This window comes from Campylobacter concisus, assembly GCF_003048905.1.
GTDB lineage: Bacteria > Campylobacterota > Campylobacteria > Campylobacterales > Campylobacteraceae > Campylobacter_A > Campylobacter_A concisus_V.
The window spans coordinates 998,106-1,011,435 of the sequence record NZ_PIRO01000001.1 but is presented as its reverse complement, the minus strand read 5'-3'; the positions used below and the strand labels follow the sequence as shown (position 1 = coordinate 1,011,435).

12 protein-coding genes and 1 tRNA gene are annotated in these 13,330 nt (G+C 38.5%); 9 read left to right on the top strand and 4 right to left on the bottom strand.

The genetic code is table 11. The features are described 5' to 3' along the window. Positions 1–76: 76 nt before the first annotated feature. From aroC to CVS95_RS05120, 4 genes are read right to left on the bottom strand one after another with little or no spacing between them, the layout of a single operon-like run. On the bottom strand, positions 77–1,144 hold the full coding sequence (gene aroC / locus CVS95_RS05135) for a chorismate synthase (protein ID WP_107695794.1): 1,068 nt from the start codon (positions 1,142–1,144) through the stop codon (positions 77–79). An 8-nt stretch (positions 1,145–1,152) separates the two neighbouring features. Beyond that, the gene (rnc, locus tag CVS95_RS05130) at positions 1,153–1,824 is read right to left on the bottom strand and encodes a ribonuclease III (protein WP_107695793.1); all 672 of its coding nucleotides are present in this window, start codon (positions 1,822–1,824) and stop codon (positions 1,153–1,155) included. Beyond that, positions 1,821–2,255: a ribonuclease HI gene (gene rnhA / locus CVS95_RS05125; RefSeq protein ID WP_107695792.1), complete on the bottom strand. Its 435-nt coding sequence runs from the start codon at positions 2,253–2,255 to the stop codon at positions 1,821–1,823. Before rnhA ends, rnc begins: the two co-directional genes overlap by 4 nt. Continuing rightward, positions 2,233–3,264, bottom strand: coding sequence for a tetratricopeptide repeat protein (locus tag CVS95_RS05120; RefSeq protein WP_234400011.1), 1,032 nt, complete (start codon positions 3,262–3,264; stop codon positions 2,233–2,235). The genes rnhA and CVS95_RS05120 overlap by 23 nt, the downstream gene beginning before the upstream one ends. Before the next feature lie 55 nt (positions 3,265–3,319). Here CVS95_RS05120 and dnaG point away from each other — a divergent pair, with 55 nt between their 5' ends. The 9 genes from dnaG (at position 3,320) to CVS95_RS05075 (ending at position 13,306) form a co-directional block, all read left to right on the top strand. Continuing rightward, positions 3,320–4,999 (top strand): DNA primase, encoded by a 1,680-nt coding sequence (gene dnaG, locus CVS95_RS05115; protein WP_107695790.1) that lies wholly within the window; start codon positions 3,320–3,322, stop codon positions 4,997–4,999. Positions 5,000–5,103: 104 nt separating this feature from the next. Then, a complete protein-coding gene (locus CVS95_RS05110; protein ID WP_107695789.1) occupies positions 5,104–6,339 on the top strand; it encodes a M20 family metallo-hydrolase in 1,236 nt (411 codons plus the stop codon). A gap of 10 nt (positions 6,340–6,349) precedes the next feature. Then, positions 6,350–7,669 (top strand): amidohydrolase, encoded by a 1,320-nt coding sequence (locus CVS95_RS05105; protein ID WP_107695788.1) that lies wholly within the window; start codon positions 6,350–6,352, stop codon positions 7,667–7,669. Further along, the gene (gene pepE, locus CVS95_RS05100; RefSeq protein ID WP_107695787.1) at positions 7,666–8,364 is read left to right on the top strand and encodes a dipeptidase PepE; all 699 of its coding nucleotides are present in this window, start codon (positions 7,666–7,668) and stop codon (positions 8,362–8,364) included. The genes CVS95_RS05105 and pepE overlap by 4 nt, the downstream gene beginning before the upstream one ends. Before the next feature lie 14 nt (positions 8,365–8,378). Further along, the gene (gene dcuC / locus CVS95_RS05095) at positions 8,379–9,689 is read left to right on the top strand and encodes a C4-dicarboxylate transporter DcuC (RefSeq protein ID WP_103582118.1); all 1,311 of its coding nucleotides are present in this window, start codon (positions 8,379–8,381) and stop codon (positions 9,687–9,689) included. Between the two features lie 11 nt (positions 9,690–9,700). After that, positions 9,701–10,924, top strand: a complete 1,224-nt coding sequence (gene pepT, locus CVS95_RS05090) for a peptidase T (protein ID WP_107695786.1) — start codon at positions 9,701–9,703, stop codon at positions 10,922–10,924. A gap of 59 nt (positions 10,925–10,983) precedes the next feature. Next, positions 10,984–11,973, top strand: coding sequence for an argininosuccinate synthase domain-containing protein (locus CVS95_RS05085; protein WP_107695785.1), 990 nt, complete (start codon positions 10,984–10,986; stop codon positions 11,971–11,973). Positions 11,974–12,078: 105 nt separating this feature from the next. Beyond that, positions 12,079–12,155: transfer RNA gene (locus tag CVS95_RS05080), tRNA-Met, on the top strand. 449 nt (positions 12,156–12,604) lie between these two features. Continuing rightward, positions 12,605–13,306 carry an IS1595-like element ISCamsp1 family transposase gene (locus tag CVS95_RS05075; protein WP_107695784.1) on the top strand — a complete coding sequence of 234 codons (702 nt, stop codon included), beginning with the start codon at positions 12,605–12,607 and terminating at the stop codon, positions 13,304–13,306. Positions 13,307–13,330 lie beyond the last annotated feature (24 nt).

Below are 13,330 nucleotides of genomic sequence, written 5' to 3'. Positions count from 1 at the left end.
AAAATAAAAAGACTTTTTGTAGTATTGTTTTTTAAATGTTAAAGCCCTTATAGATCATCTTTTTGGTTACTTAAATTTAGCCATAAATTTTCTTTAAATTTTCAAGCTTTGTGCTAGCATTTAGTAGTAACATATCGGCGATAACTAGCCTTATCATCGCGGTTGCAACGACACTACCACGTATGCCTATGCATGGATCATGTCTGCCCCTTAGCTCAAAGTCTACCACTTCGCCAGCTAAATTTAGCGTCTTTTGTTCTTTAAATATCGAAGGTGTTGGCTTAAAATGGCTCTTTAACACGATCTCAGCGCCGCTACTTATGCCCCCAAGTATCCCGCCAGCGTTATTGCTCAAAAAGCCAAGCTCGTCCATCTCGTCGTTGTTTGCTGAGCCAAGCATAGAGCCTACATTCACGCCAGCACCTATCTCGACAGCTTTTACACCATTTATACCCATTAAAGCCGCTGCTAAGGCACTATCAAGCTTATCATAAAGTGGCTCTCCAAGACCAGCTGGGGCATTTTTAACTACGCTTAAAACAACTGCACCGACACTATCGTGGTCATTTCTAGCTTTATTTACCGCTTCTTTCATCGCTTCTTCGTTGCCAAGGGCGTAAATTTGAGAATTTTTAGCAAAGGTAAAGTCTATTTTGTCGCTAAAAACTTTACCGATGCCAAGTACTCCACTTAAAATTTCTATATTAAACTCATTTAAAAGCAGCTGCGCAAAAGCCCCACCAGCTACTCTAACGGCTGTTTCTCTTGCGCTTGATCGTCCGCCGCCTCTGTAATCTCTAAAGCCATATTTTTTGAAATATGTAAAATCAGCATGACCAGGACGGAAAATTTCACGTAAATTTTCATAGTCGTTTGACTTTTGGTTGTTGTTAAAAATGGCAAAACCTATCGGCGCTCCAGTACTCATGCCATCAAAGACGCCGCTAAAAATTTCTATCTTATCGGCTTCATCTCTTGCGGTTGTAAAATTGCTTTGTCCAGGACGACGCTTATCAAGCTCACTTTGGATAAGATCTGTATCGATCTTTAGCCCAGCTGGAAGTCCATCTATCACACCACCGATCGCCACCCCGTGGCTCTCACCAAAGGTTGTTAAGGTTAGTTTTTTGCCAAATGTATTCAAAATTTTTCCTATTTTTTGATTTTTTCTAGTGCGATTTTTGCTGCGAGCTGTTGGGCTTGCTTTTTAGAGCTGCCAACGGCACGTGAAATTTCTTTACCATTTAGTAGCAAGGCTATCTCAAATTCTTTCTTGTGATCAGGACCTGACGTGCCGATGAGTTCGTATGTTGGGATGACACCAAGACTGGCCTGAGTGACCTCTTGAAGAGCGGTTTTGTAGTCCTTTTCGAGGTGTGCAAAGTCGATCTGTGGATAGCAAAGTTCAAGCAGAGCGATCGAAATTTCTCGCACTTTATCAAGTCCAGCCTCAAGGTAGATAGCGCCCATCACTGCCTCAAACGCATCGCTTAAAATGCTATCTTTCTCGCGTCCGCCATTGTTCTCTTCAGCCGTGCTTAGCCTTAAAAATTTACCCATTTTTAGATGCCTTGCCATATTTGCAAAGCTTTTTTCATTTACAAGCGCAGCTCTTAGCTTACTCATGTCGCCCTCTGCGATCTTGCTAAATTTCTTAAAAAGATACTCAGCCACCAGCAGATCCATCACCGCATCGCCCAAAAACTCGAGCCTTTCGTTATTTAGGGCCTGCTTGGTACTCTTGTGGGTCAGCGCCTCTTCTAAAAGTTCAGTTTTTTTAAATTTATATCTAAGATCCTCTTCAAATTCTTCTAAAATTTTCATCTTTCATTCTCATCTTTTATTTTTAATGCCTCATCTCTTGCCATCTGGTCGCACTCCTCGTTTTCAGGGTGTCCAGCGTGCCCCTTAACCCAGCTTGCCACGACTTTGTGAGGCTTTGAAATTTTCAAATACTCCTGCCAAAGTTCTACATTTTTTACATTTTTAAAATTTCTCTTTTGCCAGTTTGCAAGCCACTCATTTATGCTATTTACTACGTATGAGCTATCGGTAAATAGTCTCACTTCGCAAGGCTCTTTTAACGCTTTTAGCCCCATTATCGCAGCTTTTAACTCCATTTGATTATTTGTCGTATATGCCTCTCCGCCGCTTGCTTTTTTCTGCGCTTCGTTAAATCTCAATATATATGCCCAGCCGCCAGCTCCAGGGTTTCCAAGGCACGAGCCGTCGCTAAAAAGTGTTACTATCTTCACTTGGTTTTTCTGTGATGTTGGATAAAATTTTGACACTTCCTAGCTCGTGACAGACTGGACATCGGTAAAAATGCATAGGAAATGAGTTTTTGCAGCTTTTGCAAACGTAGTTAAAGCTTAGCCCAGCCGCATCAAATTTAGCATCTTTTAGTTTTTTGATGACGTTTAGCTCAAAGCCATAAATTTCACATGACTCATCTATATCGCCCTTTGCATAAAAGAGTGATTTGTACTTTGGATTGCTTAAATTTATAGGCGTTTTTAGGTTGTAAAGCAGATCGATTACATCTTCAAAACGAGCAAAATCTTTTAAATTTTCTAAATTTTCATTGTGCCTTATGAAAAGTGCTAAGATCATACGTTTTAAAAGCTCAAAATTTTGGCTAAGGTGGGAGAGAATTTCTACCTTTTCATTAAAGCTTAAATTTCTATCATCAAGCGTGCTGATCGCCTTTATATAGGCCTTTTGATCTTTTACATTTACACCAAGCTCTTCAAGAGAATTTAGTGCGTAAAGAGCTTCTTTGTAGTTTTTAAGTTTTTCATCTATCATCGTTAAAAAGCGAAGTGCAAGCACATTTCTTGGGCTTAGTTCAAGCACTTTTTCAAAGACTTCGCTAGCTTTTTTTAAAAATCCAGCCTTAAAATAGACCTCTCCAAGCTCGTTTAGGATAAATTCTTTTTCATTTTTATCTCTAACTTTACCAAGTGCGATGAGATAAACACTAATTGATTTTTCAAAATCACCATTTTTAGCAAAAGTTTGCCCTAGCATGCAAAGGCTTTGAGCGTCTATCTCTGGGCTTTGTAGCATCTGTTTATGCTCGCTACTTATGCCATCTTTGCTATCAAATTTTCTTATAAATTTTTCAATGCGTTTTTTCTCATCTTTGCTTGAAAAGATACCCCAAGCGTAGCTTAGTGCGGCTATCATCAATATAATGCTAAATAAAATAATAAGGCTAAATATAGGATCTCTGTGCCCAATGAAAAAAATATCCACGCTCATACTTTGTAATAAAATTTTACTTTAATTATAACAAAGCGGTTGTATAATTTTGCTTATGATAGATCCAAAATCCATAGAAAAACTCAAAAATCAAATCGATATCGTTGACATTATAGAGCACTATTTGCCAGTCAAAAAAATGGGTGCAAACTACAAATGCGTCTGCCCATTTCACGATGATAGAAATCCTAGCATGAGCATAAGTCAAAGCAAACAAATTTTTCACTGTTTTGCTTGCAAGGCCGGTGGAGATGCGATCAAATTTGTAATGGATTATGAGAAATTAACCTATCCAGAAGCTATCGAAAGAATAGCTAGTCTTGTAAATTTTAGCCTCGAATATACAAGCGACAAAGCCCCAACACAAAAAGAAAATAAGCACATTTTAGAAAAGGCAAATGCCTTTTATAGGAGCGAATTTTTCAAGCATGAATCCGCTGTGAGATATATCTATTCTCGTGGCATAAATGATGCGATGATCGAGAAATTTGAGCTTGGCTGGGCAGGGGAGAGCGCTAGTACCATTAGACTTTTGCAAAATGAAAATATCGAGCCAAAAGAAGCACTTGAGGTAGGTATCATAAAACAAAACGAGAAGGGAATTTATGCTAGTTTTATCGAGCGTATTACATTTCCTATATATGCACATACAGCAAAGCTAGTCGGCTTTGGTGGCAGAACGATCTCAGATCATCCTGCAAAATATGTAAATTCTCCACAAAGCATGGTTTTTGACAAGTCAAAGCTGCTTTACGGCTATCATTTAGCTAGGCAAAGCATTTTTGAAAAGAAGCAGATCATCATCACAGAGGGATATTTAGATGTTATCATGCTGCACTTTGCTGGCTTTACAAACGCTGTTGCCGTGCTTGGGACTGCGCTTACGACCAATCACTTACCACTTTTAAAAAGAGGCGAGATAAGTGTAGTCCTTTGTTTTGATGGTGATGGAGCTGGCATAGGTGCAGCTATAAAATCATCTCGTCTTTTGGCTCAAAACGAGATAGATGGAAGCGTTGTAATCATAAAAGATGGTGCAGATCCTGCAGATATGGTATTTGCCGGCAGAAGTGACGAGTTAAAAGAGATGTTTGGCTCCGGGACTGAGCTTGGCGAGTTTTATATCGAGCAAATCGCTAAAAAATATGACATATCACGCCCAGTACAAAAGCAAAAATGCTTAGAAGAGATAGTGGAATTTACAAATTCTCTAAAGCCAATAATCGCAAAAAGTTACGAATTACTGGTCTCAAATTTACTCAAAATAGAGCTAAATACTTTTAGTCTTCACGGACAAAGATATATAAACAGACAAGATCAAAATTTTACAAATGCTACAACGACAAATAAACAAACGGCTCAAAAAAAAGATAAAACTGATATTTTAGAATTTAGTGTTTTAAAGAGCATGCTTGCAAATAAAAATTACGAAACTATTGTTTTAAACGAGCTTGAGGAGAAATTTTTCTTGCATCATAAAGATTATTTTCAGGCTGTTTTATTGCCAAATATTGAAGATAACGCGGTGCTTGTTAGAGAAATTTATGTTGATGAAAGCTCAAACGTAGCTTCGAGCGAAGATAGCCTTAAAGAGGCCATTTTAAAGCTAAAACTAAAATACTATGAGAAGTTTCGTGAAGATACCAGAAAATCACAAAAGCCAAATAAAATCGAAATAATGCAAAAAATTTCAGAGATCATTAAAGGCTTACACAACAAACTACAAAAAAATTAGATTTCAAAATTTAACACTTATTCAGCTTTAAATCATAAAACTAAATGTAAAATGTTCAAAGTAATAAATGTTTTTAAGATTAGTTTTATTTTTAAGGATTTATTATGATAAATTTTAAAAGATTTGAGGCGAATTTTAATGCTATAAGCAGATTTGGAGCATTAAAAGGTGGAGGGCTAACAAGGCTTGCATTTAGCAAAGAAGACTTGGAAGCTAGAAATTTTCTTATAAATTTAATAGAAGAAAATGGCTTTAAACTTAAAATTGACAATGTTGGCAATATCTATGCTGTATATGACGATGGCTGTAAGCCAGGCGAAAAGCCGGTTTGTGTGGGCTCTCATATCGATAGTGTGCCAAATGGCGGCTTTTATGATGGCACGCTTGGTGTCATGGCAGGACTTGAAGCACTAACCTCGATAAAAGAAGCTGGCATTAAACTAAAGCGCCCGCTTTGGTTAATTAACTTTTGCTGTGAAGAGTCAAGTAGGTTCAAGACAGCGACCATTGGTAGCAAGATAATAAGCGGCAAACTTGGTTTGCAAAGGCTTCATGAGCTAAAAGACGAAGATGGTATCTCACTCTTTGAAGCGATGAGTAAATTTGGACTTGAACCACAAAATTTAAATGATTCTATTTTAAAAGAACACTCACTTCATTCATATTTAGAACTTCATATTGAACAAGGTCCGGTGCTTGAACGAAGTGGTATAAGCGTTGGCATAGTAAGCGGTATTGCCGCTCCTATTAGATTTGAAATTATTATCCATGGCAAGGCAGATCACAGCGGTGCAACTCCGATGAATATGCGTAGTGACGCGCTGCTAGCTGCTTCACACATCATAATCACTGCCAATAAATTTGCTAAAAATAAAAAAACAGCTGTGGCTACTATTGGTTACGCACATGCAAAGCCAGGCGTTTTAAACGTCGTACCAGGCGAGGCGAGGCTTGGAGTTGATCTAAGAGATATTGATAAGGTAAGCTTAGAAGAGCTAAATTTAGAGCTTAGAAATTTTATAAAAGAGCTAAGTGGTGAGCTAAATTTTAGTTATGAGATAAGAGAACTAAGTAGTGACGAGCCAGTAAAACTAAGCGAGCATGCTATAAATTTACTAAGCAAAGAGGCTGCTAAACTGGGCATAAAAACGCTTACTTTGCCAAGCGGAGCTGGACATGATGCGATGAATCTAACAAAACTTGCAAGTAGCGTTGGCATGCTTTTTATACCTTGTGTCGGCGGTATCAGTCACAATACAGCAGAAGCTATAAATTTTGATGATGCTTTCAAAGCTACACAAATTTTAACAAATGCACTAATTAAACTATCAAATGAATAAGGAGAAACCTATGGATAAGATAGCAAATTTGGCTCTTTCTTTAAAAGATGAGCTGATCAAGGATCGCAGGTATTTTCACTCGCATCCAGAGACTGGCTGGTTTACATTTTTTACAACCGCCGTACTAGCAAAGAGACTTAGCGATCTTGGTTATGAAATAAGCCTTGGTGACAAAGTCGTTAAAGCTGATGCAAGACTTGGCCTTGGCTCAAAAGAGCAATGCGAAAAAGCAATAGAAAGAGCCAAAACGCTCCTAAGTCCTGAAGAGGCAAAATATCTTCCTTATATGAAAGACGGCTTAACTGGACTAACTGCCTTTATAGATACGAAAAGGCCTGGTAAATTTACAGCATTTAGATTTGACATTGATAGTGTTGATGTGACAGAGAGTGATGAGCCTACTCACAGACCTTATAAAGAGGGTTTTGGCGCAGATATCGCTGGTATCATGCACGCTTGCGGACACGACGGACATGCATCTATCGGTCTTGGTGTGGCAAAACTTATAGCTGAAAATTTAGATGAATTTAACGGCAAATTTAAATTTATATTCCAAACAGCAGAAGAAGGTACAAGAGGAGCTGTTGCTATGGAGGCTGCTGGTGTGCTTGATGGTATAGAGTACCTATTAGGCGGACATATCGGCTTTCAAGCAAAAACCAATAGAGGCATCATATGTGGAACAAACAAGCTACTTGCAACTTCAAAATTTGATGTGCATATCACGGGTCGTTCGGCTCACGCAGCTGGAGCACCACAAGACGGCGCAAACGCTCTTTTGGCTGCAGCACAAATGGCTTTAAATATGCATGGCATCACAAGACATGCAAAAGGTGTAACTAGGATAAATGTGGGCATTTTAAAAGCGGGTGAAGGCAGAAATGTCATCGCTCCAAATGGCTATCTAGCTTGCGAAACAAGAGGCGAAGATACAAATTTAAATGATTTTATGTATGAAAGATGCATGGATATCGTTAAAGGTGTGAGTGAAATTTATGGCGTAGAGAGTAAAGTCGTAAAAACTGGCGGCACAAACGGAGCCGATAGCGACAAAGAAGTAACTGAAATTTTCTATGAAGCTGCAAAGCAAAGTCCTTTTATAGATGATGATAAGATCGTAAAAGAACTTGATTTTGGTGCTTGCGAAGATTTTGCTCACTTTATGAGAGCTTTGCAAGATAGGGGCGCAAAGAGTGGCTATATGATGATAGGAACAAATTTAAAAGCAGGCCATCACAACTGCAAATTTGACTTTGATGAGGAGTGTTTGGTGGCTGGAGTCGATGTCTATCTAAGATCTGCTTACAAATTAAATGGAGTAAAAAAATGAAAAATGCTTTACTAATCAGTGCTTCAAGCTATCAAGATACTGGCTATTTAAGGCACTGCAAAAACTGGGTTAAGGAATTTTTAGGTGAATGCGGCAAGGAAGAAATTTTATTTATCCCTTACGCTGGAGTTAGGCGAACAAATGACGAGTATGAGCAAAAAGTAATTGATAGATTAAAAAATAGCAATATAAAATCAATCCATCACTACGAGGATAAAATTTCAGCTATCAAAAATGCTAGCAGTATCGCAGTTGGTGGCGGAAATACCTTTATGCTGCTTTACACGCTTTATAAGCTAAATTTAGTCGAGCCTATAAAAGAAGCTGTGGCAAATGGCGCAAAATATTTTGGCTGGTCAGCTGGTGCAAATATCGCTGGCAAGACGATGATGACGACAAATGATATGCCTATCATCATGCCAAAGTCCTTTGATAGCTTAAATATCTTCCCATATCAGATCAATCCGCACTTCATAAGTGGCAAGCTAGCAGGTCATAACGGTGAGAGCAGGGAGGAGAGGCTGGAGGAGTTTTTAATAGCTAATCCAAAAGAGACTATCTACGCTTTGCCTGAAGGCACGGCTTTGCTCATAGAGGGTAGCGAGGCCCAGGTCATAGGACACAGCGAAATTTTAAAATTTGAGTATCAAAAAGAGATAGAAAAAATAGAAGTTGGAACTAAATTTAAAATCTAAGCAAGGAGAGAGGTATGGAAACATTTAAGCTAATTGCTGCCATTCTTGGCATCGCAGCTGTTGTAGCACTTCTAGTCTTAAAAAAAGAGACAAGAACGGTGCTAATAGGTGTTGGTTTGGTGCTTTGTATAATCGCACTAAAACCGATGGGGGCACTAAGTGCTTTTACTGACTATATGACTAAAGCAGGGCTTATAAAAGCGATTTGTGCTAGTATGGGTTTTGCATTTGTTATGAAATATACAATGTGCGATAAGCACCTTGTTGCGCTTCTTACAAAGCCGCTTAAAAATGTGGGTTTTATATTGATCCCCGCAACAACCGTGCTAACTTACTTTATAAATATCGCTATCCCTTCAGCTGCAGGATGCTCCGCTGCTGTTGGTGCGACACTTATACCGCTTCTAATGGCCTCAGGTATCCGCCCAGCTATGGCTGGCGCTGCTGTTTTTGCGGGGACATTTGGTGGAGTTTTAAGCCCAGGATCGGCTCACAACGTCTATGTGGCTGACCTTGTTAAAAAGACGGTTGAGGGCTACACAGTTCAAGATGTCATAAAAGTGCAAATTCCAAGTGCATTTACTGCTCTTGTTATCGTAGTGATCGCATTAGTTATTGTTGCGATACTACTTAAAGACTATCAAAAAAATACAAATTTCACTCTTGAAAGTAGTGCTGCTAGCGAAGAGAAACCGCTATTTAAAGTAAATTTCATCTACGCCATTATGCCTCTAGTCCCACTTGTTATCTTGGTTATTGGCGGAACAAGCCTTGCGAAAGATTATAGCTTTCTTGCATGGACAAAAATGGGCGTTGCTGAGGCGATGATACTAGGTGCCATAATAGCTATCTTTGCTACGCTTACAAATCCGCAAAAGATCACAAAAGAATTTTTTAACGGAATGGGTCACGCTTATGCTGATGTCATGGGTATCATCATCGCAGCTGGTGTCTTTGTCGCTGGTTTAAAGGCATGTGGAGCCGTTGATGTGGTCATCGCATGGCTAAAAACAGATCAAAGTTACGTTAAATTTGGCGGAACATTTGTGCCATTTATCATGGGTATAGTTACAGGTTCAGGTGATGCTGCTACATTTGCATTTAATGAAGCCGTCACAACAAACGCCGCTGCACTTGGCTTTGAGCAAGATAAGCTTGGTATGGCAGCAGCTATTGCTGGTGCTTTAGGTAGATCAGCTTCTCCAATTGCCGGTGCTGCTATCGTTTGTGCAGGCATTGCGATGGTTAGTCCAGTTGAAATCGCTAAAAGAACATTTTTAGGTATGTTTATCTCTGTTGTGGCGATCGCATTTTTTGTCATCTAAAAGGATAAAAAATGGATATCGTAGAGAGATTTTTAAACTACACAAAATTTAACACAACAACAAATAAAGAAAATGGGTTAAAAGGCGTCATGCCTTCTAACCCAACCGAGTATGAGCTGGCTCTTTTTTTAAAAGATGAGCTTAGCTTGCTTGGTATCAAAGACATCATTCTGCAAGACAATGCTATCTTGATAGCAAAAATTCCTGCAAACTGCGAAAATGCTCCAAGTATCGCCTTTTTTGGGCATTTAGATACAAGTAGCGAGCAAAAAAACGACACAAAAGCTAAAATCGTAAAATACACAGGCGGCGACATCTGCCTAAACGAAGAGCAGGGAATTTATCTAAAATTTAGCGACAATCCAGAGCTTAAAAAGTACATGGGCGACGACATAGTCGTGACTGACGGCACTAGCTTGCTTGGGGCTGATGATAAGGCTGCGATCGCAAGTATCGTAAATATGGCTAGCTATTTTATGCAAAATCCTGATGTAAAGCACGGCAAGATCGTGATCTGCTTCGTACCTGATGAGGAGCAGGGCTTGCTTGGGGCAAAAGCACTTGATGTAAATTTGCTCGGAGCTGATTTTGGCTACTGCCTAGACTGCTGCGAGATAGGCGAGCTAATATATGAAAACTGGAACGCGGCTGACTGCATGATGGTCTTTAAAGGCGTTTCGGCTCACCCGATGAATGCAAAAGGCAAGCTTGTAAATTCACTACTTCTTGCGCATAAATTTATCTCGCTTTTGCCAGGCGGCGAAGTGCCAGAGTGCACCGAGGGTAAAGAGGGCTATTTCTGGGTAAAAGAGCTTAGCGGAAACAGCGCAAAAACGACGCTCAAGATCGACATAAGAGAATTTGATGAAGTGAAATTTCAAAAAAGGCTTGAGTTTTTAAGTGATATGGCAAATTCATTTAACAAAATTTATGGAGATCGTTGCGAAATCACGCTAAAAACACGCTATGAAAATGTCTTTAAATTTTTAAAAGATGAAAACTCACTGCCTATAAAATTAGCAAAAGATGCCTTTAGCGAGCTAAATATCACGCCAAATATAAAGCCAATGCGTGGCGGATATGATGGCGCTGTGATATCTGCAAAAGGTGTGCCAACGCTAAATTTATTCACAGGGGCAAATAACTTTCACTCCATCTACGAGTACTTGCCAGTTAGCAGTCTAAAAACTGCGAGTGAAGTCATTAAAAAAATCGTAATTAACGCTGCTAAATAAACTTCATAAAAGCCTAGATTTAGTAAATTTAGGCTTTAAATTTTACTTTCAGGATAAAAATGAAGGCTTTAGCTTTGTTTAGTGGAGGGCTTGATAGCATGCTCTCAATGAAATTAATAAGCGATCAAAACATCGAAGTGGTCGCACTTTATATGGATACTGGATTTGGAGTAGATGAAGAAAAACATGAAATTTTAAGACGCCGTGCAGCTTTGGCTGGAGCTAGCTTAAAAGTGGTTGATATGAGAAATGAGTATCTTCGTGATGTGCTTTTTAAGCCAAAATACGGCTATGGCAAGCAGTTTAATCCATGCATCGACTGCCACGGCTATATGTTTAAAACAGCTCTAAATATGCTAAAAAGTGAAAATGCAAATTTCATCATCACAGGCGAAGTTTTGGGTCAAAGACCGATGAGTCAGCGAAGAGATGCACTCTTTCAGGTTAAGCGCCTAGCTGATGACGAGGATGATCTAGTGCTTCGTCCGATGTGCGCTAAACTCTTGCCACCAACTAAGCCAGAGCGTGAGGGTTGGATCGATAGAGAGAAGCTGCTTGATATAAGCGGACGTGATAGAAAGCCGCAGCTTGCTTTGGCAAAGGAATTTGGCTTTGAGGACTTTGCAACGCCTGGGGGCGGATGTTTGCTAACGATCGAGAGCTTTGCTGTGAAGATAAAGGATTATCTAAATTTTGATAAAGAGATGCGAGATATCGATGTGACGTGGCTAAAGCTTGGTAGACATCTGCGCTTGCCAGATGGTGCAAAAATGATAATAGGTCGTGACGAAATCGATAATAACGCTCTTTTAGCACATCCAAATGATAAATTTGATCAAGTAAAATTTAAAGAGAGTGATGACATAGTAGGAGCTGTTAGTTTTATAAGTAAAAATGCTAGTAAAGCCGACAAAGAGCTGGCCGCAAGGCTTGCGCTTGCTTATACAAAAGCAAGCAGAGAAAATAAATTTGAAGTTAGTATCGCTGGAGAGAAATTTAGTATCACACCTGAGGATAAATCTCTAGCTCAAAATTATTTCATAAAATAGACGTTTTATTGATTCTTGGTGCTTTTACTTTGTGTTTGTAGATAAAGATGGTTTTTATCTACAAATAAGTTTAAAAATTATATAATCCGAAACTTATTTTAAAGTGTCACGGTAGCTCAGCTGGTTAGAGCGCTGGTCTCATAAGCCGGAGGTCGGGAGTTCAAGTCTCCCCCGTGACACCATAAATACCTAAACTACGATGTTTCTACAATATTATATTGCAGTTACCTTTCATTAAATATAGCTTAATGTTTGTAGCAAAACAAAATTTTATGTAGCAAATTTTTAAGCTTGCAGTAATTTTAACACGTTTTTTGTAAAATTTTAAAAAACAAGTAAAATTTTTTAACGAATCATCTACTATGATATAATCTGTCACTCTACTGGGTTAAATTTTTACCATAACTTAAATAAAATGAGTATAGATGTGTAGTAAAAATGGCGTTTATAGCTATTGAATATGGGCTAAAAAATATTTTTGATGATTATGATTTATTCATATTTCCTAGCAATAAAACACAAAATAGAGATAGGCTGCATAAGCATCACGAGATCCTGCGCGTGGTCAAATACCGGCTCACATTTATTAAAGGCTCAAGATAAGTTAAAAACTTTCAAAGGAGTTTTAACTATGATCCTGCCGATGAAAAATAAGTATATAGTCCGTTCCCGAATTTCGCAGAAGAAATTTAGAGAAATTCTCAAGTATTTTGCAGAGGATATAGAGGCTACTAAAATAGCAAATTTAACCGGGATTTCTAGAATTTCCATCAACAAAATTCTAAAAAACATCAGAATTTTAATGGCTAGTGAGTGTGAAAAAATAAGTAAGTTTTCAGGTGAGATAGAGATTGACGAAAGCTACTTCGGAGCTAAAAGAGTAAGAGGTAAGAGAGGTAGAGGAGCAGCAAATAAAACTCCGGTGTTCGGTATGCTTAAAAGAGATGGCAAAGTCTATACCCAAATAGTTAAGAACTGCTCTGCTAGTGAACTAATACCAATACTATCGCAATATAGCGAGCTTGATAGCTCTACTATATACTCTGATTGTTGGAAAGCTTATGATGGATTAGTAGATTATGCAGCTTTAGCTCATTATAGAGTAAAGCATTCTAAGAATGAATTTGCTAATGGTAAAAACCATATAAATGGCATAGAAAATTTCTGGGGATACGCTAAACATAGACTAGCTAAATTTAAAGGCATCAAGAAAGAGAATTTTTTACTTCATCTAAAGGAGTGTGAATTTAGATATAATACTAAAACTACACAGGAAAACTTATATCAGAAACTGTTGAAATTGATAAGAGAGAATCCGCCTAACTTATCTTGAGCCATAAATTTTATCAAGAGTGCG

What these genes read in the sequence shown, in the direction of transcription:
- rnc (WP_107695793.1), bottom strand. Translation starts at nt 1,824, where the DNA reads ATGAAAATTTTAGAAGAATTTGAAGAGGATCTTAGATATAAATTTAAA.
- CVS95_RS05120 (WP_234400011.1), bottom strand. Translation starts at nt 3,264, where the DNA reads ATGAGCGTGGATATTTTTTTCATTGGGCACAGAGATCCTATATTTAGC.
- dnaG (WP_107695790.1), top strand. Translation starts at nt 3,320, where the DNA reads ATGATAGATCCAAAATCCATAGAAAAACTCAAAAATCAAATCGATATC.
- CVS95_RS05110 (WP_107695789.1), top strand. Translation starts at nt 5,104, where the DNA reads ATGATAAATTTTAAAAGATTTGAGGCGAATTTTAATGCTATAAGCAGA.
- CVS95_RS05105 (WP_107695788.1), top strand. Translation starts at nt 6,350, where the DNA reads ATGGATAAGATAGCAAATTTGGCTCTTTCTTTAAAAGATGAGCTGATC.
- pepE (WP_107695787.1), top strand. Translation starts at nt 7,666, where the DNA reads ATGAAAAATGCTTTACTAATCAGTGCTTCAAGCTATCAAGATACTGGC.
- dcuC (WP_103582118.1), top strand. Translation starts at nt 8,379, where the DNA reads ATGGAAACATTTAAGCTAATTGCTGCCATTCTTGGCATCGCAGCTGTT.
- pepT (WP_107695786.1), top strand. Translation starts at nt 9,701, where the DNA reads ATGGATATCGTAGAGAGATTTTTAAACTACACAAAATTTAACACAACA.
- CVS95_RS05085 (WP_107695785.1), top strand. Translation starts at nt 10,984, where the DNA reads ATGAAGGCTTTAGCTTTGTTTAGTGGAGGGCTTGATAGCATGCTCTCA.
- CVS95_RS05075 (WP_107695784.1), top strand. Translation starts at nt 12,605, where the DNA reads ATGATCCTGCCGATGAAAAATAAGTATATAGTCCGTTCCCGAATTTCG.